The sequence below is a fragment of the Elusimicrobiota bacterium genome (assembly GCA_016721625.1).
Classification (GTDB): Bacteria; Elusimicrobiota; Elusimicrobia; order FEN-1173; family FEN-1173; genus JADKHR01.
In genome coordinates this window covers 1,811,569-1,832,925 of sequence record JADKHR010000001.1, presented here as the reverse complement: position 1 = coordinate 1,832,925, position 21,357 = coordinate 1,811,569, and the positions used below count along the sequence as shown (strand labels likewise).

The 21,357-nt window shown below is 57.3% G+C and carries 16 protein-coding genes, 1 tRNA gene and 1 pseudogene; 3 read left to right on the top strand and 15 right to left on the bottom strand.

What is annotated here, in order from left to right; genetic code table 11:
* Nucleotide 1: 1 nt before the first annotated feature.
* The 6 genes from IPP35_07855 to IPP35_07830 form a co-directional block, all read right to left on the bottom strand.
* Entirely contained in the window at nucleotides 2–892 is an 891-nt protein-coding gene (locus tag IPP35_07855) for a nucleotidyltransferase (GenBank protein ID MBL0059009.1), read from the bottom strand.
* A gap of 5 nt (nucleotides 893–897) precedes the next feature.
* The gene (locus tag IPP35_07850; protein ID MBL0059008.1) at nucleotides 898–1,644 is read right to left on the bottom strand and encodes a hypothetical protein; all 747 of its coding nucleotides are present in this window, start codon (nucleotides 1,642–1,644) and stop codon (nucleotides 898–900) included.
* Nucleotides 1,637–5,212, bottom strand: coding sequence for a DUF3883 domain-containing protein (locus tag IPP35_07845; protein ID MBL0059007.1), 3,576 nt, complete (start codon nucleotides 5,210–5,212; stop codon nucleotides 1,637–1,639). Before IPP35_07845 ends, IPP35_07850 begins: the two co-directional genes overlap by 8 nt.
* A gap of 275 nt (nucleotides 5,213–5,487) precedes the next feature.
* Nucleotides 5,488–6,258: a hypothetical protein gene (locus tag IPP35_07840; GenBank protein MBL0059006.1), complete on the bottom strand. Its 771-nt coding sequence runs from the start codon at nucleotides 6,256–6,258 to the stop codon at nucleotides 5,488–5,490.
* 110 nt (nucleotides 6,259–6,368) lie between these two features.
* Nucleotides 6,369–7,205, bottom strand: a complete 837-nt coding sequence (locus tag IPP35_07835; protein ID MBL0059005.1) for a thermonuclease family protein — start codon at nucleotides 7,203–7,205, stop codon at nucleotides 6,369–6,371.
* A gap of 1,994 nt (nucleotides 7,206–9,199) precedes the next feature.
* The gene (locus IPP35_07830) at nucleotides 9,200–9,376 is read right to left on the bottom strand and encodes a hypothetical protein (GenBank protein MBL0059004.1); all 177 of its coding nucleotides are present in this window, start codon (nucleotides 9,374–9,376) and stop codon (nucleotides 9,200–9,202) included.
* A 318-nt stretch (nucleotides 9,377–9,694) separates the two neighbouring features.
* Between IPP35_07830 and IPP35_07825 the strand changes: the two genes are divergently transcribed.
* A complete protein-coding gene (locus IPP35_07825) occupies nucleotides 9,695–11,164 on the top strand; it encodes a recombinase family protein (protein ID MBL0059003.1) in 1,470 nt (489 codons plus the stop codon).
* On the opposite strand, the gene IPP35_07820 is transcribed toward IPP35_07825, so the two are convergent.
* Nucleotides 11,156–11,228, bottom strand: a tRNA-Ala gene (locus tag IPP35_07820). The genes IPP35_07825 and IPP35_07820 overlap by 9 nt on opposite strands.
* Before the next feature lie 281 nt (nucleotides 11,229–11,509).
* Here IPP35_07820 and IPP35_07815 point away from each other — a divergent pair.
* Together IPP35_07815 and IPP35_07810 are read left to right on the top strand one after the other, a co-directional pair.
* Nucleotides 11,510–12,196, top strand: a complete 687-nt coding sequence (locus IPP35_07815; GenBank protein ID MBL0059002.1) for a Crp/Fnr family transcriptional regulator — start codon at nucleotides 11,510–11,512, stop codon at nucleotides 12,194–12,196.
* 96 nt (nucleotides 12,197–12,292) lie between these two features.
* The gene (locus tag IPP35_07810; protein MBL0059001.1) at nucleotides 12,293–14,557 is read left to right on the top strand and encodes a nitric-oxide reductase large subunit; all 2,265 of its coding nucleotides are present in this window, start codon (nucleotides 12,293–12,295) and stop codon (nucleotides 14,555–14,557) included.
* A gap of 116 nt (nucleotides 14,558–14,673) precedes the next feature.
* On the opposite strand, the gene IPP35_07805 is transcribed toward IPP35_07810, so the two are convergent.
* The 8 genes and pseudogenes from IPP35_07805 to IPP35_07770 all read right to left on the bottom strand — a co-directional run bounded on the left by IPP35_07805 (nucleotide 14,674) and on the right by IPP35_07770 (nucleotide 21,341).
* A complete protein-coding gene (locus IPP35_07805) occupies nucleotides 14,674–14,949 on the bottom strand; it encodes an antitoxin (protein MBL0059000.1) in 276 nt (91 codons plus the stop codon).
* A complete protein-coding gene (locus tag IPP35_07800) occupies nucleotides 14,942–15,226 on the bottom strand; it encodes a toxin (GenBank protein ID MBL0058999.1) in 285 nt (94 codons plus the stop codon). The genes IPP35_07805 and IPP35_07800 overlap by 8 nt, the downstream gene beginning before the upstream one ends.
* Nucleotides 15,227–15,438: 212 nt before the next feature.
* Entirely contained in the window at nucleotides 15,439–15,810 is a 372-nt protein-coding gene (locus tag IPP35_07795) for a VOC family protein (protein MBL0058998.1), read from the bottom strand.
* A 16-nt stretch (nucleotides 15,811–15,826) separates the two neighbouring features.
* Nucleotides 15,827–16,914, bottom strand: a pseudogene (locus tag IPP35_07790) (alkene reductase).
* A gap of 73 nt (nucleotides 16,915–16,987) precedes the next feature.
* Nucleotides 16,988–18,088, bottom strand: a complete 1,101-nt coding sequence (locus IPP35_07785) for a MipA/OmpV family protein (protein ID MBL0058997.1) — start codon at nucleotides 18,086–18,088, stop codon at nucleotides 16,988–16,990.
* A complete protein-coding gene (locus tag IPP35_07780; GenBank protein MBL0058996.1) occupies nucleotides 18,085–18,873 on the bottom strand; it encodes a methyltransferase domain-containing protein in 789 nt (262 codons plus the stop codon). Before IPP35_07780 ends, IPP35_07785 begins: the two co-directional genes overlap by 4 nt.
* Complete coding sequence (locus IPP35_07775) at nucleotides 18,873–19,466, bottom strand: DUF1211 domain-containing protein (protein MBL0058995.1); 594 nt, start codon at nucleotides 19,464–19,466, stop codon at nucleotides 18,873–18,875. Before IPP35_07775 ends, IPP35_07780 begins: the two co-directional genes overlap by 1 nt.
* A gap of 252 nt (nucleotides 19,467–19,718) precedes the next feature.
* Nucleotides 19,719–21,341, bottom strand: coding sequence for a hypothetical protein (locus IPP35_07770; protein ID MBL0058994.1), 1,623 nt, complete (start codon nucleotides 21,339–21,341; stop codon nucleotides 19,719–19,721).
* Between the last annotated feature and the right edge of the window lie 16 nt (nucleotides 21,342–21,357).

Genomic DNA, 21,357 nt, shown 5'->3' with positions numbered 1-21,357 from the left:
GTCACCAGTCCTTCCAGAGTTTGCAGGCGGCCGCGAGAAAAGCATCGCAACTGGTGGGACGCCATTGGACATTCGATTCGCCAAGAAGACAGTACCGCCAGTTTGCGCACACGAGGCTTGTCTTGTCGGCTTTCAGAATCCAGTTGATACCGTTGCAGAACGTGTCGCCGAAAGACGACGAGACATACTGCGTGGCCGGCACATTGAAGAACAGCCCCTCCACATAGTAGGATGGCGCAACGCCATCGCCGAGCGTCCCGTTCTCAACCATCCAAGATCGCATGTTCTTCAGGATGCGCACCATAGGCTTGAGCATCTCGCTTGTCTTCTGATGTTGCGCCGTGAGGTTTTGGGCGTGTTGCTTGGGATAATTGATGACATCTCCCTGCTCACTCGGGAAAATGATGCCGGGCGTGTAGTCGTCCGGGCGATTGAGATCAAACTTTTTGTAGTGACGATACTGGTGGCAGACGATGACGTCAGCGCTTCGGCGAGCGCCTTCGCCCTTGATTGTGATGGCTTTGTTGCCTGGTCTGACTGCGGCACTTCCGAAACGGTTCACGAGTGCCGCCTGCACTCCGGCCTTGAATGTGGCCAATGAGTAGGTCGCCTTGGGGAAGATGGAGTGATACACTTGCTGCTCCGCAGGCGAAAGGTCGCCGATGTTGCTGCGAAAGATCGAGTCTAAACGGATCACCACATCCACGTCCGACTCGGCATAGATGTTCGTGTCGTTCCCATACGATCCCTGAAGGAAGACCTCGTAGGACTTGTCCGCATAGCTCGTATTGGAAGCCAGGAGCGCGTTCCTGATGGTCTGGTAAGTGTCGCTGGACTGCTTCACCGAACCCTGATGTGACCATGTGTCAAGTTGTGTCTCTGGGATAGCCATATTGATCAGCTCTTGGACGGCCTCTTGACGGATTTCACAAACGCCATGATAAGGTTGTCGACGATCTTGGGATAGGAGGTGTTGAACCCTTGCTCGTTGACTTGAAGAATTCTCTTGTCACAGAGATCAAACAACGTCTTCATCTTCCCGGACAGTTCCACGAACATCCCAAACTGCGCGTCCAAGCCATTGGGGACTTGGGGGAGGCGGTATTTGCCGCTCTTGGTGAAGAACTCGGACGCGTCCTGCGAGAAGAACCGCACCGTGTATTGCCGGTCAATCGGCGGAATCAGGTGCGGCAGTATGTGAGCAAGCGTCTTCGCGTGAGCTACCAGCGTAGATTTCGATATGGAGACCTTCATTTGCCCGTAGACACCATTCAAACTCTGGAGAATCTCGCCGTAACGCTCCGGCGTGACTTTTTCGAAGCGTTCATTTCGCAGGGCGGTCAGCTCATTTCGACACTCAAGAATAGAGGATCGGAAGTCGGGGAACTCCACCATCTTGGCTTTGGTGCCCTTAGGGTCGCCCATGCGATGCATGCCCCAAGAGGACAGCGTGGCGTAGATCATCTCAATATGCCGGTCCCCCAGAAACGCCGTAGACTGGGCGAAGATTGCCTGCTGATGGAAGTAGACGGATGGTCCGCCGAAGGCCTGAAGGACTTTGACGGAAAGGTTGTAGTAGTGCTGCAACCGCTCCAGAAGAGCATCTGTGTTTTGCACATTTAGGCCAACGCGTTTCTTACCCATGATTATCGACCTCCGCTTCCGCGACCTGGGCGTGGCTGACCAGAACGCTCCCCTTGGCCTTGGCGAGCAGGTTCCCGAACGGGTCTTGCACACGGGCAAGGCGCGGGTTGGGCGTGGCGCAATTGTACACGGCATAGAGCCAGTAGTCCTGGCGCATGTTGCAGGCCTTGGCCCACTCGTTGGCGGATACCTCGATGTCGCCGGTCGTGGCGCGACCCTTGACCTCGATGGAACGCTTCTCGTTGCCGGGGCGAATGGAAAGCAGATCGAAGCCCGGATTGTCGGGCAGTCCGGCACTGCGGGCGAGTTCGGGCGTGTGGACGTCCAGCACCTTTGCCCCGGAGGCCTCCTCAAACGCCTGTGCCAGCTGCATGGCAACCATCTCGACGTTCGTGTCGTGCTGCTCGATGTCCGCGGGGTCGGATGACGGCACGACAAGCGCGTGGACCACGTAGGTAACGTCGCCCGGCGCGATCAGGTCCGGTTCGCGGTGCAGGACGGTCAAGGCCTTCTGACGTCGTGTGGCAAGCTCGCGTTGCTGGCGCTTGACCTCTTCCAGCGCCTCCATCGCCTTGCGGTTGCCACTGCGGGCCTTGTCGGAATGCTTCGCACGGGCGGTGGCCAGTTCCGATTCCTGGTAGTCGAAGCCCCGGCGGATGAATCCCTCGCGTTCCGGAATGCTGTCGGCAAGGGTCTTCTTGCGTTCGAGGGCCATCCCGCGTGCGATCCTCTCGGCCAGATAGGCGCGAGCGATTTCCTTCTGCTCGGTGGCTGCCAAGGCCAGCCGTTGGGCCGAAGCGGGGAGGCCGTGTCCGCCTTTCAGAAGCAGAAGATGCTCGACGGGGCTGACGCAGATTTCCGCGCCTTCCTGCTGGCAGATACCGACGAGGCGGCATTCGAGAACCTCTTCCTGCGCAAAGTCAGGCAACTCCGGGTCGGCACGGCGCACCACTGAGAGAAGCGCCATGTGAAAGAGGTAGGGCTTGGTGGCGGACGGATCGATGAAGACCGCACCGCGTGTGCCGATCTCCGCCAGCCGCTCCGTCGTCAGGGCGCGGAAGCGCTCAAACACGGGTTCGCCAGGATGAAGCCAGATCACGTCCTTGCGGTCTGTCGGGCGGACGACGGAGAAGTTGTCGCGGGATTTTTCGGGGTACAGTTCCAGAACCGGAAGCAACGGGTCCATCGCTCCGAACCGGAGGGATCGAAGCGAGAAGACACCGTCCATGTCACCGTCAACATCGATGTCCACCAGCGGGGCGGCCTGCTGGATATACTGGCGGATGTATCCCGGCATCAACCGAAAATAGACTTCCTGCTCCATACTGACGCGGAGGCGCGGAAGCTCTTTCGCCACGTCGCCGCCGGCTCCGTAGAGGGACTTCTCGCGCCTGGCCACGGCATCGATCTGCTCTTTTGTCAGACGTCCGTCCAGTTGCAACGCCACCTCGTTGGCGTCTTCTGTGACCGCAAGTTCCATATACCGCTTAAGGGAGACGCCCTCGAACATGTGGCCGATGCAATCGAAGACCTTGTCGGAATCCAGTTCCTTCCGGATCTTCTCCAGCTTGTCGAGCAGAACTTTTAGAACTTTGCCTTCGCGAGTAGACGGGGCGACTAGGTTCATGATGACGACGGGGTCGTGTTTCTGGCCGTAGCGGTGAATACGGCCCATGCGCTGTTCGAGGCGGGCAGGATTCCACGGCACATCGTAATTGATCATGATCCAGCAGAATTGAAGATTAATACCTTCCCCCGCGGCATCCGTGCAGATCAGGAAGCGAGCCCCGCCATCCGTCATCGGCTTCCGGAATCGCTCCACCTCGTCTTCACGCTGAAGATACGGCATCCCACCGTGAATCTGGGCAATCTGGCCAGTATAACCCATTCCGCCGAGCCTCCGCACAAGGAACTCCAGCGTGTCCCGGTGCTCGGTGAAGACGATGAACTTTTCGCCACTGAAGCGGGAATCCGTCAGGACTTCCTGGAGCTTGTCAAATTTGGATTCATGCCCGCCGTCCTGGACCTTCCGCGCCAGATCGAGCAGTGCCTTGACCTGCTCCTTCTCGGCCAGTAGATCGGTGAGGGACGCGGCGACCACGCCTTGAAGGAGACGATCCTCAGCGGCCTCGTGGGCTTCGCCGTGTTCCTCGTCGCCTTCATCGTCCGCGCTGGTGGTGTCGAGAAGGTCGTCCTCGTGGAGGCGAGCCTGAAAGGTCATCATCTGTTCGGTGGTGATTTTTCCGTCCTGTATGTCCTCTATGAGCGCGTTCAGCTTTTTCATGCGACGCTCGAACGAACGCAGGAGCGCGTAGGTCGAGCTGGCCAGACGCCTCTGGAACACGCTCATAGCCAGGCGCGCGGCTTCCCGGTTCAGCAGTTTGGCCTTGTTGTAGACGAAGCGCAGGTAGTCCGTGGTTTCGTCGTAAAGCTTCTGCTCGCTGATCTCGCCCTGGGTGAGTTCGTAACCGAGCGTGTCGGACATGCGTTTTGGGTAGAGGGGGCGGCCGTCCAGGTAGACCATCTCCTCTTTGGTACGGCGGATGAAATGTGACTGCCGGTGTTCGCGGGGATACTCGTCGAACGCATCCGGTGTCGCAAGCATCTCGGGTTCGAGAAGCCGCCACAGGGCGTAGTATGGATAGTCCTTACCCATGTGCGGGGTCGCGGTCAGGAGAAGAAGGTGATGGGCGCTCCAGCCCAGCCACCAATGGCCGTTCTGAGCCTGGACGCCCGCAATGGCCTCGGCCAGGCAATAGCGGTCCGTCTTGCGGACGCGCAGATCGTTGCCCCGGTCGGAGGCCAGCTTGTGCGCCTCGTCGAAGATGACGAGGTCGTAGGGAACGACGATTGGTTCACTGAAGCGTGCGAACATGCGCGGGCTGGCCAGCGTATCAATGCTGATGATGATTCGGTCCCCCGCCTCGCCTTGGAACGGGTTGTCCGCACGCGCATCCGGCCCCGTGACGATCCGAAACGGAAGGTTGAACAGCGTCAATAGCTCGCGACGCCAGTTGCCCACCAGACCGGCCGGGGTGACGATCAGTATCCGGCGCAGCAACCTGCGGGACAGCATCTCCCGGATATAAAGGCCGGACATGATGGTCTTGCCCGCGCCAGCGTCATCGGCTAGAAGGAAGCGTAGCCGGGGCTGCTTGAGCATATGGTCGTAGACGGCGATGCGCTGGTGCGGCAGGGGATCGATGCTGGAGATCTCGGTGGCGAAGGCCGGATTCATCAGGTGGCCAAAGGACAGGCGTTCGCCCTCGGCCAGGACCTTTACGATGTCTGGTTGAGCGGTGAAGTCCAGGATCGCCGGCGAGGTCGGTTGTGGCTTGCCGTAGGAGGCTGAATCCTCCGTCACACGCATCTCGAGCTGTTGAAGCTGTTTCCAGTAGATCCGGGACGGCTTGGTCTGTTTGTTCTCCCACCTGTTGACAGTGGCAAATGAGACGCCCAAGCGGTCCGAGAGTGCCTGCTGGGTCAGACCAATCTCTCTGCGCAAACGCTTTATTCGCTCGGCGTAGTCATCTCCCGGCTTCGGCCCTATCACATAGCGTTCTGTCATGTTCGCATCCAATCTCCACAATGATTCATCAACAAAATGCAACGCTAATATAACAGATGCTATACTTGCTGTCAATCTGCCACGCGATACATTCTCTGGGCTTGCTCCATTGACGGTGGCCATTATTACTCCCTGCACGTTCTCCGTCGCCACCCATTGATCCCCCCTCTAAGTCACATTCTCTCACCCAAGATGCGTTGAGCATGGGCATTCAATCCAGCCCATGTCTCCACGGTCCCTCGTCACCGCCCTTTTTTGGCGCCACTTCAATGGGTTCAGTCTGGGGAGCGGATGGTGCCGACTAGGTAGGGGAGGGTGCGTTTGGGGTTGGAGGGGCTTTTGGCTTCCATCTTATCGAGAGCCCAGCGGATTATGGCGGGGCCGTATTGATCCTCCAGTTCGATGAGGCGGGCGATGCCGGCCAGGTCGCTGTCTTCATACACGAGGGAGGCGGCTTTTTGGGCCCTGGCCAGTTTCTCCGGGCCGTGTTTTTGCTTAAGCTCTTCCAGACCTTTTTTCAGGTCGGCGGGATCGTAGAGGACGTTGGGGGTGTAGAGGCTGGGTTCGCGGGGATGCCCCATGTGCTGGTCCATTTCGCCGTATTCCACCTCCAGCAGGTTGGCGCGGCGAAGCTCCGTCACCCCGGAAAAAATGTGGTCCGGGGAAACGCCGTAATGGGCGGCGAGCCAGAGCCGTCCGTGGGACCAGCGCGGCGACATGCGGGACGTTTGGGATTCCCGAAGATTGATGAGGTACACCCCCCGGCCGGGGGAGCCGAGCCGCGCGTCCCAGCCGTACTCCCAATAGGCGGCGGGAACCTTCACCGTGTCGGCGCCCGCCACGGGCCGCAGGTGGACTTCCGCGGGCGCGCCGTAATGGGTTTTGAAATCGAGGAGCTTGTAGCGGTCGCGAAGCCGCTCCAGGACAATGCGCATGTTGTTGCGGAACATCCGGTCCGGGCGGTGGGCGTTTTCCATGTGCCGGGCCAGTTCGGCGTAATCCAGCGCGACGGCGCCGGGCCCCTGAACGCCGCTTTTCCAGGTCAAAAAGAGGTAAATGGCGAGGGGGCAATAGGTTAGGGGACGTTGTATACATGGTATATCATGCTGTCAAAGTAATTTTAGTTCGCGCGGGAGGCCGCCCCGGGAATGCCAACTTAATATATCCTCGCAAATCCTTTGTCCAATAGCTCTTGGTTCAGCATCACACCTTCACGATAAATGTCGTCTTTGTCCATTGTTTCATCCAGCGAATAAAAGACGTGGCCGAGGAAGCGGCCGTTGATGTCCACCTTGGTGGTGCGGAGCATCACGAAGGGGACGCGGGACAGTTGGGTGCGGACGTATTCGGCGGCTTCGAGGCCTTCCTCTGTGGTGATCTCCGGGCAATCAATTCCGGCCAGGCGGATCCGTTCCTTCTTTTTGATCTCGAAACCACAATCCACATCGAGGACCAAAGTATCCCCATCAACGACGTCCAACACTATCGCCTTGAAAACGTATGTTGCGCCAGTGGGGCGGGGGAGTTGTTTCGCTTTTTTCCCCTTCTTTCCCTCCCCGTATCTGTCACCCTGAACGGCCCTCAGTAGCTGGTCCCGGGTCCAATCGTTTTTCTCCGCCTGGACCGTGTAATATTCCCGCTCTTTGGGTTCTTTGATCGTGAGTAGGACCCGGTAGTGCGCCCAGGCTAGGACTTCGGTCTCCGGGACGGTCTTGTATGTCTCATGAAACTGGACACACCGGTAGAGGGTGGTCATATCGGTTTTGATATCCTTGGCCAGCCGTTCCATGACCGACCTTGCATAGCCCGCATTTTCCGTCAGTTGTTCCTGCTCGATCCTTCCCCCCATTTCCCAATAGGCTCGAAGAGCCTCCTTCGCAATTGCTCGTTTGGCTCTGGTTTTCCCTGTTTCCCAGATGGTGCGAAGGTCATTGATAAGGCGCTCATACGCCTTGGAGTCAATGGATTTGCCGACAACTGGGACGTTTTTCATTGGCGGGGCTGATTCCTCTTTCAATATTGCTTTTTTGACGGCACCGTAAGTTTATGAAATTGAGGACTGATCCGGAGGAGCAAGAATGGCATTCGAACAACTGCCGAAAGCACCCACAAACCCGCCACGTTCCACGTGTCGGGCTTTGTGGGCAGACAAGCATCGTCAAAAGCGTGCGCGCGCCAGGACGAGGAGGCCGAGGGCCAACCCTTAAGACTTGTTAGGTTTCCCGAGCCCCGGAGCGGAGGGCGGACCCCTCGCCAGTGGGCAGTGGCCCCGCGCCACACAGACCCAGCGCACAACGGCCAATCAGCGACAGCCCCCACGTGCGGGGCCGCGGACTGCACCTCGGAGCCCGGGGTGAGGCGAACCTCCCGGAGCGGAAGGCGGCACGGTCCCGGGGTCGACGGAGCGGAGCGGCGGCGGCGCGAAGGGCCGACGCGGCGGAGCGGCCCCGGGGGAGAGCGATTCCAACGGAGCGGCGGCTGGGGTTCTCTCCCTCTGGTAGCGAATCAACCGCCAGCACAGCGGGGCGAGGCGAAGCCGAGCGGCTTTTGAACGCCGGAGCAGGCCCCGAATATATCTCCCAGGGCCGGGACGGACGAAACAACTGGGCGGGGTTAGAGCGACTCCAACGGAGCGGGAGCGGTTCAGTCGCGGGGGCGACGGAGCGGACTGGCCCCGCGCACGTGACCGAGCCGTGGGAGGCGAGGAAATGGTTGGAGGCCGCTAGGCCGGAAACCACGACTAGTGCGGGGCCGGGGAGCGACCGGGTTTGGGCGGGATGGGGCTTTTCGGCGGTAACAGCGGGGGGCGGTGTTTTCGCGGGACCAGCTGGGGGCTCTTCTTTTCCCGGCGGGACATCAAGGGATTTCCCCGGAGAAACGGGAAGCGATTTACTCTTTGGGGCAACGGATCGGAAGTTTGAAAGATTGAAACGGCTGAGCGATCCGCGACCAACGTGTGCCGAAGCAGGCGACGTTTCCGCATTCCACCTTGGCGACGAACCAACCGAAGCTGGCTCTTTGCTGAAAGTGGGAGAATGGGCGTGATTGGATTGTTGAAGCGGGACATTGAACGGGCCAGAGGATGGGCCCCGCATGGGGGACTGTGTCCCCGCTGTGTCTCTCTACCAACGCGGACAAATGGAACGGCCCCGCCGGGCGCCGCGATAGCGGTCAACGGTCAAAAAGACGAACGGCAAAGGCGCGGCACCACCTGCCGCAGTGGATGGGAGAGCATCGCACCCCCCTCTACACATGCGTCAGGGGGGAGGCCATTCACGGCCTCCCCCCTCCATTCGCAACAGGTCGATCGATCCCCAACAAGGAAGGCCGCACGTTGTAGTCGCCGGTCAGGCGATAGTTTTGCCAATAGTCGTGGGCGATATTTGGTATTGTAATATCGATGGTTGGCGGCCGACTGGAGCCACTCCACATTTTATTCGTAGCGAACTCATCAAAAGGGTCTGACCTTTCCATAAGGTTGGACCCTTTACTGTTTTCGGCGGGCGGGCGGGGGAAAACCGGGGACACGGCGGAACCGGGGGAGGAAGGAACCTCTTTTAAGGGCGATTCTCCGTCGGGCGGAAGGGACAGGCGGAAGCGGGCGGTGATGCTCTCTTTCCCATAATAGACCTTCTCGATCCTTTGCCGAACGGACAACGCCTTTTCAATTCCAACACCGCGCGCGCTCCCCTAAAGGGGGTTCCCCACTCCCATCCCACTCCCTCGCCCCGGCGGGGCAAGGGCCCCTCCCACACCCCTCCCCAAACTAGGGCTACCGTCAAAGAACGCGAAGATTGACGCCCACGAAAAGCAAAGGCCCGCCGAAAGCGGAAAAGCTATTCGTACGCGAACCGAACCATCCCCCCACACCGCGTTCATCGAATCGCACACCAGCCCTGCGGTGAAACCCCGATAATTGCACAGCCGCTCCGGCAGGCCATTCCCCCGTCGCCCACGCGGCAGATGGGAAAGGCCCCATGAAATCTTTTAGCGCAGTCCTTTCTCCAACGCCTTTCGGGCAGTCAACTGGAGGGAGGCTTTTTCTTTGAAGGCTTTTTTCCGTAGCTCTTCATAAAGGTTTTCTGTCAAATGCAACGTCAAGGCTTTGACAAAACCTTTCTCCCGGTAAAAATCCGTGCCTGTGTTGATTTTTTTATCGTTCATACCCTAACCTTATAATTATGTCATTGACAGCACAATTAACATAAGTTATGCTAGTAATGTCATGGAGAATTCCCGGCGCCCCTACGATTTGCCCCGCTCCGGCGAGAGGCTCTCCCGGCTTCTCCATGACACCCGGAGCGGGGATTCTTTATTGGATGGTCCCCTGGGGCTCATCTCTCATATTTCGTCCGCGCATCCCTCTCTCGCCGAAAGTTTATTTCAACTTTTGAATGAACTTTACTGGGCGCAAACGTCTCCCAGCTCTCCCGATCCCCGATATGTCTTTCCCACTCCAAAAAGTCAAAAGGACGGCCATCCATGACCCCTGCTCTAATCGCAACAAAACCGCAAATTGTCCGCTGTGCCATTTACACCCGCGTGTCCACCGATCAGCAAGCCGAGGTGGTTTTTAATTCCTGTGAGGCACAAGAAGACCGGATCCGCTCTTTCATTAACAGCCAGGAGGGGTTCCAGGTCGCCAAATTGTATTCCGACCCAGGATATTCCGGAGCCAATCTTGATCGTCCTGGAATCCGGCATTTGGTGGCCGACCTTAAACTGGGGCGTTTAGACATGGTCATTACCTACAAGATAGACCGGCTCACACGATCGCCCCGTGACTTTTATCAGTTAATCGAACTCTTCGAGGCCCACCACGCCGGGTTTATTTCAGTGACGGAGCGTTTCGACACCTCCACCCCGGCGGGCAGGCTTCTCCGAAATATCATGCTGACCTTTGCCCAATTCGAACGGGAACTCGCATCAGAGCGCATTCGGGACAAATTTGCCCAGCGCGCCGCGCGGGGCCTGTGTAACGGAGGGCCCCCGCCTTACGGTTTCCAGAAAGTGGAGGGAAAACTCGTTGTGGACCATCGCCGCGCCCGTGTCGTCCGGTTCATCTTTGAGAAGTACGCCGAGTTACGCTCTGCCCATCAGGTAACGTTATGCTTAAGGGATTCATGGCACGAGCGGACGACCTTGTCGGACACCTTTGTTTTGCGCGTTCTGAAATGCCCGGCCAGTGCGGGAAAGATTGTTTACAAGGGGAAAGTCCTTCCCGGCGCCCACGAACCCATCATTTCGGAACAGCTATTCAACCATGTTCAGGCCCTGATGTCCGAAAGCGCCCAGGAAGCCAGGAAACCGGGTTCTTCCTATCATCACCTCCCCTACACCGGGATCCTGGAGTGTAAGGAATGCCATTCCAACATGAGCCCAACTTTCACCGATAAGAAAACCCCGGAGGGCACCCGCCGTTACCATTACTACCGTTGCACCTCAACCAACCACAAGGGCTGGAACGCCTGCACGACCCGCCAAATTAGCGCGGCCCGCTTAGAGACCACCATTCACCAAAATCTTGCCAGACTGTCCCGGGACCCCTTCTACCTGAAACAGCTCATTGTTTCGGCCAAGGACCAAATAAAAGATCCCCCTGAAAACGGGATCGAACCGTTACAAGAAACGGCCCCGCTGACCCCCGAATTTCTTCAAAACGAACTCCAAAAGCATATTTTAAAAAGCGCGCGCAAAACCGGAATTGAAAAGGCGTTGTCCGTTCGGCAAAGGATCGAGAAGGTCTATTATGGGAAAGAGAGCATCACCGCCCGCTTCCGCCTGTCCCTTCCGCCCGACGGAGAATCGCCCTTAAAAGAGGTTCCTTCCTCCCCCGGTTCCGCCGTGTCCCCGGTTTTCCCCCGCCCGCCCGCCGAAAACAGTAAAGGGTCCAACCTTATAGAAAGGTCAGACCCTTTTAATGAGTTCGAGACGAATAAAATGTGGAGCTGAAGGGGATCGAACCCTCGACCTCGTCGTTGCGAACGACGCGCTCTCCCAGCTGAGCTACAGCCCCATCCTACACGTGTGTTCACCTAAATTGTTGGGGCAGTCCTCGCGCCTTTTGCGAGGGCAGCCCCGTTTTGAATAATCTCAGTTTCAGACCAACCCCTGGGCAGTCCCGACGCCTTTGGTCGGGGCAACCCCAGTGGAGGGGTCGGCCCTGCGGGCCGCCACGGACACCCGGAACTCTGGGAAGGGTGCCATCCTCCAATTCAATCTTGAGCATTATACCACAACCCAGGGTTGACCGACGTTTCATATAAATAAGAGGCCCGAAAAGACTAGAATAGCGGCGTGATCGTTGACGCTCCGCTCTTCCATGGCATTCCCAAAACAGTCCTCACAGCGGCTACAACGCGGTGCGTCCGACGTTTGTGCAAATACAAAGACATCCTTTTTCAGGAAGGACAGGCGGCCCACTCAGCCTTTTTGCTTCGATCGGGGCTGATCAAGCTCATCAAATCCACCCCGCAGGGCCGACCGGTGGCCCTGGAGATCCTGACTTCCGGAAGACTTTTCGGCGGAATGGCCGTTCTCGACCACCGTCCTTACCCCGCCAGCGCGTTCGTTTTGCAAGAATCGGAAATTCTCGAAATTCCCGGTCCGGTCTTTGAGGATTTATTTAATAAAGTTCCGGAATTTGCGGGCGCTGTTCACCGGGAAATCGGCCAACATTTCCGTCACGCTCAAGCCATGCGCGCCTTGGCCCAGGAACCCGTGGAACGGCGGGTGGCCACCCTGCTTCTTATTCTCCTTCCCAATCCAAAAGACGAAGTCCGAATGCGCCGGGAAGACTTTGCTGAATTGGCCGGATGCATTCCAGAAACCGCGATCCGCATTCTCTCTGATTTCAAAAAACGCGGCCTGATTCGAACCGGATGGAAACGAATCGGCCTGCGGAACCCCGCCGGTTTGCGCGCCCGGGCGGGGATCGCCGCCCCCGCGCCAACCGACCCGTCTTACGCAACGCTCTCTTCCTGAACAAACCTATCCGGGCGCATACTTTCGCCCCTCTCCATGGGTATCATCTAGCCCCCGCCTGACAGGGGGGGCACAAGAGTTCAACGGAGGATGTCAATGACAAACGATCGGAAACCCCTGGGGATTTCCCCCTGGTGGCGGCACGGAGCGGTGCTCACCATCATCGTCGGCATCACCGGCTTGCTGTTCATGGGCCGAAACACCTATAAAGGGGCCCCGCCGTATTTTAACGCGGTGACCACGGACGGGAGGATGCTCTTTACCTCGGACGATATCGTGGCTGGCCAGTCGGTGTTCCAAAAGTTCGGTCTGATGGACTACGGCACCCTCTTCGGCCACGGCGGATACCGGGGGCCCGATTTTACGGCGGACACCCTGCATCAGCTGGCGGTCGGCCTGAAAGAAATTTACGCGGTCGAACGCGGGGGGGCCTTCGCCTCCCTTTCCGAAAGCGACCGCGCCATTGTTTCGGATCGGGTGATCACGGAGTTAAAAACAAACCGTTACGACGAAACCACGGGCGCCGTGAGCGTTTCCCCCGCCTACGCACACGTCTTCGAGGGGCTGGTGGCGCGAACAACAGCGCTCTTTAAAGACGGGTCCCAAAAACTTCCGTTGCCCGCCAATTACATTTCCGACCCCAACGACCTGCGGACCCTTTCGGCCTTTTTCAGCTGGTCCGCCTGGGCCGCCGTCACCCCGCGACCCGGGAAGAATCATTCCTACACCAACAACTGGCCCCCCGACGAGGAGGCAGGCAACCGGCCTTCCCTGGAAATCATCCTCTGGAGCGCTTTAAGCATCATTTCTCTTCTGGGTGCCTTGGGGCTGGTGCTGATGTTTTTCGGCCGGTTCGACTTTTTGGGGTGGGGGGGCGACAAGATTCCACTGGAGAAGATTCCCTCCATCGAATCCACGCCGATCACGCGCAGTCAAAAAGCCACCTACAATTATTTTCTGGTGGTCAGCCTTCTGTTCCTCTTTCAAACCGTCATGGGGGTTCTCACGGCGCATTATTTTGTCGAGAGCGCCGGCCTCTATGGGTTCGACATTCGGAACTTCCTCCCGATCACCATCACCCGCAGTTGGCATCTCCAGTTGTCGATCTTCTGGATCGCCACGGCGTGGTTGGCCGCGGGGATTTTCGTCGGGCCCATGGTGTCGAAAACAGAACCCAAAGGCCAAGCCGCGCTCGTCCATATCCTGTTCGGCGCGGTGGTCTTGGTGGCCGTCGGTAGCATCGTGGGCGAGTGGCTGGGGATCAAAGGCCTGCTAGGGAAAGCGTGGTTCTGGCTGGGCCATCAAGGCTGGGAATACCTGGAACTGGGCCGCCTGTGGCAGATCCTCTTGACCGTGGGGATGGCGCTGTGGGCGGTCATCGTTTTCCGCTCCATCCAACCGACCTTAAAAGGGGAAGACCGCGGCGGGATGCCGTACCTTCTCCTCTACTCCATCGTTGCCATCCCCGTGATGTATTCCTTCGGGATGCTCTACAAACCCGGCACGAATTTCGCCGTGGCGGACTTTTGGCGTTGGTGGATCGTGCATCTCTGGGTGGAAGGGTTCTTCGAACTGTTCACAACCATCGTAGTCGCCCACATCTTCGTGATCCTGGGCTTGGCCCCCAAAGAGGCGGCGCTTCGCGTCGTCTATCTCGACATCATCCTCTATTTGGGGAGCGGCATGATCGGAACCGCCCACCACTATTACTGGACGGCCCAACCCGCCATCAACCTGGCCCTGGGCGCTTTCTTTAGCGCCATGGAAGTGGTCCCGTTGTGCCTCCTCACCTTGGAGGCCTGGAACTTCATTAAACTCCGGCAAAACAAAAGTATTTTCGCTGTGACGCCGATCGAGTTCCCTCACAAATGGACCGTCATGTTTCTTATGGCCGTTGGTTTCTGGAACTTCCTGGGGGCCGGGATTTTCGGGTTCCTCATTAACTTGCCCATTGTGAGCTACTACGAACACGCGACCTACCTCACCTCCAACCACGGTCACGCGGCGTTGATGGGTGTTTACGGAAACCTGGCCATCGCGGCCCTGGCGTTTTGCGCGAGGCTCACGGTGGAACCACATCGCTGGAACGACAAACTGTGGGGGATCTCTTTCTGGTCCCTCAACATCGGCCTGCTCTTGATGCTGGCGCTGAACATATTCCCCGCCGGGATCTATCAGCTGGTGCAAAGCATCCAGCACGGGTTCTGGTATGCCCGGAGCGAAGCCGTGATCCAATCCACCTTCTTCCAGGTCACCACCTGGTCGCGGGTCGTTGGGGACATGGTCTTCGTTCTTGGCGGCGTGGTCCCCATCGCCTATTTCATGGTGACCCGGCTGTTTTCCCTGCGTCAAGCTAAATAAGTTCTTTAAACAAAAAGGCCCCCGCTCTCCAAAAGAGAGCGGGGGCCTTTTTAATCTTCGGCTAATTCATAAATCCCAAATGAATCCTGTGGCCTTCCGTATTCGCCAGAACGTTTTTAGGCGCGTCTGGGAACCAAAGTTCCCGAAACGAATTTGTGAATAATACTGGAGAGAAGCGTTTGATAAGGAATGGCTTCCTCCAAAGCCTTTTTCTGAACGCCCTCCAAGTCCTTGGAGGAAATGCGAATATTGACCCGCCTGTTCTTCTGAAAAGTGGCCCTCGCGTATTTTTGATATCGCGCCAATTCAGATTTGTGCTTTCCGGCGGATTTCCACTCATCGGCTTCGAAAGCCTTCAGGATATCGCGCTCGTTCTTTTCCAAGTTACTCATGGGATCCACCTCCTAAATAATCGCGGGTTGCCTTCCGGCTGGGGATAACCGTTTTAAGAAAAATCTCGCGGTCATTTTCAACAAAAGGTACGAGAAAAACGTAGTCGTCCATATTTATGACGAAAAGCTGTTGCCCCGGATATTTCATTTTATTGGGATGAACCAACCGATCCAAAAGCCCCCCCTTTTCAATATGAAAAAGAACCTCCTCAAAAGAAACTCCGCGATGAGCCTTCAGCCATTCATTCTTTTTCGCATCCCACGAAAAGACTTTCATGGTCTTATTATAATCCAATGTGTGCCTAATGTCAACACGCGGGTCTCCATCTCCTTCCTCTCGCGGGAGAAAGGGCTACGAAACGGTCTGTGGGGGGGGGCGGTGTTCTGTCGAAAACAGACCCTCTCCCTTCCCCTCTCCCGCCAGCGGGAGAGGGAACCACTTCGGGCGGGAGGAGTTCGAAAGGATCGAGGTACGGATTTGTTGCGCTATTACTTCAGCGAATGAAAACCGATCAGGTTCCCTTCCGTGTCCGTCACGAGGGAGATGTATCCATGCTCACCGATGGATGTTTTCTCTTTAAAAATGGCCCCGCCATTTTCTTTAGCCCGGGCAGACTCCGCGGCGCAGTCCGCACAGCTGAAATACACCACGGTGCTGTTCTTCCCCGAGGGAACTCCCTGCATTTTCATTAGCGCCCCACCGGCTCCGGCTTGGCCCATGGCATGGGGAAACATCCACATTTCATAATCCGGAGTTTTTACGTATTCCATTTTTGTCTTAAACACCGCTTCGTAAAACCGCGTTGCCCGGGCGCCATCTTGCACGTATATTTCAAACCATCCCACGGGATTGTTCGCCATGGCCTTCTCCTTTTGTTTAAGAAACCTTCGAGTAATCCGTGTACCCCTTTTCCGTTCCGCCATAAAACGTGTTCGGGTCCGGGGATTCAACGGAGCGTTTTTCGCAAAACGCTGGGGCAAATCCGGGTTGGCGATGAACGGACGGCCGAAGGCCACCAGGTCCGCGGCCCTCTCGGCTAAAACCTTTTCAGCCCGTTCGCGGGAATAATCCCCGCAAACAATCAAGGCGCGTTTGAAGAGCGGGCGGAAAAGCGACGTGGGGACAATGCGCCCGCCATGGCGAACATCGGCCTCATTGCCTTCGATCAGATGAAGATAAACCACGCCCCGCTTTTCCAGTTCTTGAACCACGTAGGAAAAAGTTTTCTCGGGATTGGAATCGCTCATATCGTTAAAACTCCCGCTGGGGGACAACCGAACCCCCACGCGATCTTTTCCCCAAACCCCGACGACCGCATCGACAATCTCCAAAAGAAACCGCGCCCGGTTTTCCACGGACCCGCCGTAGGCGTCGCTGCGCTTGTTCACCCCGTCCCGAAGGAACTGGTCGGGCAAATACCCGTTGGCCCCATGAACCTCCACGCCGTCGAACCCCGCCGCCAAGGCGTTCCGGGCTCCCGATCGGTATTGTTCCACCAAACCCGGGATTTCGGAAATATCCAAGGCCCGGGGGGTGTCGTAGGGCTTCATCCCCCCCGGGGTATACAGTTCCCCCCGCGCCGCCACGGCCGACGACGACACCGGCCGTTCGCCGTTCAGCCAAAGAGAGTGGGACACCCGCCCCACGTGCCACAATTGGAGAAAAATCCGTCCCCCCGCGTGATGAACCGCGTCCGTCACTTTTTTCCACCCCGCCACTTGCTCCGCCGAATAAATCCCCGGCGTGTTCGGATACCCCACCCCCATAGGCGACACCTGAGTGGCCTCCGAAACGATCAACCCGGCCGTGGCCCGCTGTTCGTAATAAACCGCGGTGGAGGACGTGGGCACATGGTTCTCCCCCGCCCGGCAACGGGTCATGGGGGCCATGACCAAACGATTTTTTAAGACAATGGGACCCAGCGGCATTTCACTGAACAAAAGATCTTTCGTTTCAACGGGCATGGGGTTCTCCTAGGTTCAACAGCGGCTGATGAATAGAACAAACATAGCGCACAAATGTTCCCGCATTGTGGATCTAAAACAAACGATTGATTGCCGCGAACCCGCTGAAAACCTGGGACTGGTCCACGATGGGGCTCTCCGTTAGCTCTGACGGAAGATGCGTGGCATTTCCACTTAATATGATCCGCCAGGCGCCCTTCAGTTCGATGAAAAGCCCAAGCCCGTATTTGACGGTCATCACGGCCCCGGGCTGGTAGGCCGGACGCCCGGCTTGGGCTTTATCGTTGGGCACGCCGAACTCATAAGCGGCCAGTTCGGCGGTCATCCAGTTCAAGCCCACCTGAGGCGTCAAGGTGAACAGACCCCGCTGAAAAGATTTTCCCAATCCCAGGTCCGCGCTTCCGCCGTTAAACCGGTTTAATAGGTCATGTTCATAGCCAACGGAAACGTCCACACCGCCGGGAAAAAAGGCCTGAAGCGCCAGGCCGGCCATGACGGTGGATTGGCGGTCTCCCAACCCAACAAGCACGGGGCTGTCTTCTTCATCGTAGGCTCCCAGCCGGTAATTCCCCGTGACCGCTAAGCCAACCACGTTGCGCCATTTCAATAGGCCGCAGGTCACACCGGGCCCAAGAATTTGGACGCGGTCCCCAATGTAGCTGATGGCGGGAATGGGCTGAACGATGACCCGATCGGACCCACGGTAGGGGCTGGTCTGCGTGATCACACCGACGCCCAGGCCCAACAATCCCAGTTTTCCAAAGATGGACCGAAGATGAACATCCATGACTTTTGTTTCGTTGGCGTCCAGCACAAACGCCGCTCGAGCAAACGTGGGCGGTCCCTCGGGCCAATAGCGGTTGGAGAATCCCAGCCATTCGCGGGGAATCCCGATAAAGTTTTTGTCCATGAGCCCGTTGTTGTTGGCGTCATGAAAAACCACCACCGCATATTCCCCGGCGGGCAAATCTTTAATTTTGGCGGGCGTGCGTCCCCGATCCGGCAAGATAACAATTCGCACCGGATCCCGAAGGTCCACAAAGGTGTTGGGCGAGTCAAACAACCAAAGGACCACCGCCCCATCGGCGGGCGGATTATCAATGCGAACCTCAAGTTCCGCCGCCGAAACCCCCGCCGCTAACAGCGCGAAAACCAAAGAACGCCGAATTCTCATTTATGCCCGATCGCCCCGATCGTGGCGTAGTAAATTGCCCGGGATTCGGGACTTTGCGTAAACCGGCCATAGGCTTCCAGATCCAGCGGAGTCACTTTTCCCGTGGCCAAATATTTATCCTTTAATTGAATTGCCGACAAGTTCATCATCTCGGCGATGGCGGAACCGCCGCGGGAAATGGGGGCGTCGTTTTCGATCAGCAGATTTTTTGCCCCTAGGCTTTGAAACAGCGTGGGCAATTGGGCCCCCAGCGCCGGGTCCACCCCTTTGGCCGTGTACATGTGCAGAATCGCCTGGTGAACGTTATGGAACGATTGAACGTCCGCACCGCTGAATCCCCTATAGACCGAAAAATCCGGTTCTTCAATCACCAGCGCCCCCCCTGGTTTTAAGGCTTTCCAAAGGGAATCCAACACCCCTTTATATTCGGGAATGTGAACCAACACATAGCGAGCATGAATAAGATCAAAAGACCCAGGCTCAAAAGCCACCGAACGTACATCCCCTTCCATGATCGCCACGTTGACGGGCGGCTTGTCCAAAAATCGAGTATTAATATCCACCGCCGTCACATGCCCCGAGGGCCCCACCTGTTCCGCCAACCACCGCATCACCGACCCCGCCCCCGCGCCCACCTCCAAACAACAGTCCCCCTGTTTCAGCCCGCCCGATAAAATTCGGCGCCGCGTTGAAGGGTCAAAAATAGCCTCAATGGTCCGCAATCGGTCCGATTCACTATGATCCGTTGTGTTTTTAAAAACGTATTCCAACGATGGACCTCCGATTAATGGGTTTTTGGATGAGCGTCCTGCACGGCCTGCGCCATGCGCTTGTCCGGCACCAACCAGATCAGGGCCACCATCGTGTAAATGCCAAAGCCAAGCCAAGAGTTCAACAAGGTGAGCCCGATTCCCAGCAGGTAGAGCCCCAATGAAAGTTTGCCTTTAATGTCCTTGCCAAAAGCGTTGGACAAAGGCGAGCCGGGGCCGTGGTGATAAACCAGCGCTCGGGCAAAAAGATAATACGCAATGGCGGCCATGAACAAGTTGGCCCCATAAATCAACATCGGAGGTTTGGCGAAATGATTTTCTCCGATCCACCCGCTGGTGAAGGGCAACAAGGACAACCAGAAAAGCAAATGTAAATTCGCCCAAAGGATCAGCCCGTTGACGGATTTTGTGGCTTGTAGGGTGTGATGGTGATTGTTCCAATAAATTCCCACATAAATAAAACTCAAGACGTAGCTAATGAATTTTGGAATTAACGGTCCCAACTCTGAAAAGGAAGGGCCGTGGGGCACTTTTATTTCCAACACCATGATGGTGATAATGATTGCCATCACTCCGTCGGTAAAGGCTTCAAGGCGCGTTTTGTTCACGGAAGAATACCCCCTGCGTAACGCCACACCATGACCCGTGGCAGAATGGCCCAACCAAAACAAGAAATGGCCGTGGCGAATGCGGTTAAAATTCGCAAGGACAATCCCCAAGTGAATAGGCCCGTTCCCCCTTGACCCATAAGGCTTTTAGCATGGACAAGGCCGCTCCAATGAATTTGCGTCTCTTCCGTCGAAACGTGACGGGCAGGAGGGGATCGTACGTCTAGGATAGAATAATTAGGGGAAAACGTCTTACCAGCGGTAATCGACGCCGAGGTCCATCAAAACGGAAGAAGTGGTCTCGGTGTTGGTGCGGACAAACCCGGCAAAGATATTGAAAGGGGACACCCGCCAATCGGCTCGCGCGCCGTAATCAACCCATTCCCATTTTTTGGGATCGTCGGGCCGCACGGCGTTCCTCGCTCGGCAGGTGGGCCCCAGGTATAAACGTTGACGGAACATCGGTAACCCCATGGACGCCTGGGCGCCCAATCCCTCCAAAGCCCTTCCGGAAATATTGTAAATGGTTCCTGTCAGATAACCGGATGGAAAAAATGGGAGCCGTGTCTTTGTAAGTCCCCCCCGCCACAGAGGGGGCATGTCGTCGGAAGACGCGTGGTAAAACGAAACATCCCCCTCGGCGCGCCATCCCCATCCCAGGGATTGGCCGAGAGCGACCCAACTTCGGAAATAATCCGCTCCGGACACCGTCCACCCATTATTTTCGACCGACTGGCTTGGACGAACAATATCGCTTTGGCCGCTGTCGACCCCCCCTCGAAGCGAACAGGATTTCCAAGGATACCAAGAGGCGCTCACGTTCAACCGCGACAACTGGGCCGATGGTTGGTCAGGAGAATTGTCCACCCGTTTGTCCCCCTCGGCTGAAATAAGGAAAGAGACAGGCGCTCTGAAATCCACACGCTCTTCCCATAAAAGGGCTAACCGATCCAAATCCCCCTTAAAATAGTCCGCCAGGACGCCCACGGTTCCCCAGGTCCGAAACCCCGATGATCCGCCTGTTTTGAGGCTCGCATACAGCCCGGCGGAGGGCCAATCGGAAGACGGGCGCTGTTCGGTCCCTTCCGGGCGAAATCCCCCCACGGCCCCCAATCGAAACCCCGGATTTAGCCGCGCCTCTCCCTGAACCCCATCTATAAATCCAAAGGCCGGAAGTTCCGCGGGGGCAAACCGGCCCATTCGGGCGAATCCTCTCCCTCCCACGGGCCCCTCCAACAACAAGCGGAAAACATCGTAGCGGGCTTCCCGATAATCGGCCGAATTTTCGAAGGCGACGCCCGAACGATAAGACACATTGCCATCCATCCGCAGACTCCACGACGACCCTGCCAAACGATCCATATCGCTGGTCAGCTCCATTCGGGAAATAGAATAGTCGGATCGATCCGACGAATCATCTTGGACGACGTCGCGCATCCGCAGGGAACCATGAAATATATTTCTTTGGGGAAACGCCGAAGGACGCGGTCCCGGCCAGGGGGCCAAGAGGGGAACAAAATCGGGGTCGGGTTTCACGCCCGCCGGAGCGGACGACCCGCCCTGAGTCCGGAAACTCGTCTCCACCGTAACGGTGTCACCGGCTTGAATCTCTTCGGTGGATTTTGAAAGCAGTCGCAACCGAGCCGACGACCGCCCCGCGTCCATCACTTCTGCGCGGGCCAACGTTTTCCCCTGACGTTGGATCACTCCGGGATCGCCGGGGCTGATCCCGGATTGGGTCCCCGCATCGATATAGACTTCTGCCATGGTGACATACACCACGTTGGCCTGTAGGCGCCCTGTCTCCGCCCCGACCCCCCACGGCCCAAGAAGCACCGCCAGTGGAACCCCGGCCCGCAACGCCCATCGCCTCATTCCTTGAACTCGGCCC

Coding starts and splice junctions, on each gene's coding strand:
- IPP35_07855 (MBL0059009.1), bottom strand. CDS start 892: ATGGCTATCCCAGAGACACAACTTGACACATGGTCACATCAGGGTTCG.
- IPP35_07850 (MBL0059008.1), bottom strand. CDS start 1,644: ATGGGTAAGAAACGCGTTGGCCTAAATGTGCAAAACACAGATGCTCTT.
- IPP35_07845 (MBL0059007.1), bottom strand. CDS start 5,212: ATGACAGAACGCTATGTGATAGGGCCGAAGCCGGGAGATGACTACGCC.
- IPP35_07835 (MBL0059005.1), bottom strand. CDS start 7,205: ATGAAAAACGTCCCAGTTGTCGGCAAATCCATTGACTCCAAGGCGTAT.
- IPP35_07830 (MBL0059004.1), bottom strand. CDS start 9,376: ATGAACGATAAAAAAATCAACACAGGCACGGATTTTTACCGGGAGAAA.
- IPP35_07825 (MBL0059003.1), top strand. CDS start 9,695: ATGACCCCTGCTCTAATCGCAACAAAACCGCAAATTGTCCGCTGTGCC.
- IPP35_07810 (MBL0059001.1), top strand. CDS start 12,293: ATGACAAACGATCGGAAACCCCTGGGGATTTCCCCCTGGTGGCGGCAC.
- IPP35_07805 (MBL0059000.1), bottom strand. CDS start 14,949: ATGAGTAACTTGGAAAAGAACGAGCGCGATATCCTGAAGGCTTTCGAA.
- IPP35_07800 (MBL0058999.1), bottom strand. CDS start 15,226: ATGAAAGTCTTTTCGTGGGATGCGAAAAAGAATGAATGGCTGAAGGCT.
- IPP35_07795 (MBL0058998.1), bottom strand. CDS start 15,810: ATGGCGAACAATCCCGTGGGATGGTTTGAAATATACGTGCAAGATGGC.
- IPP35_07785 (MBL0058997.1), bottom strand. CDS start 18,088: ATGAGAATTCGGCGTTCTTTGGTTTTCGCGCTGTTAGCGGCGGGGGTT.
- IPP35_07770 (MBL0058994.1), bottom strand. CDS start 21,341: ATGAGGCGATGGGCGTTGCGGGCCGGGGTTCCACTGGCGGTGCTTCTT.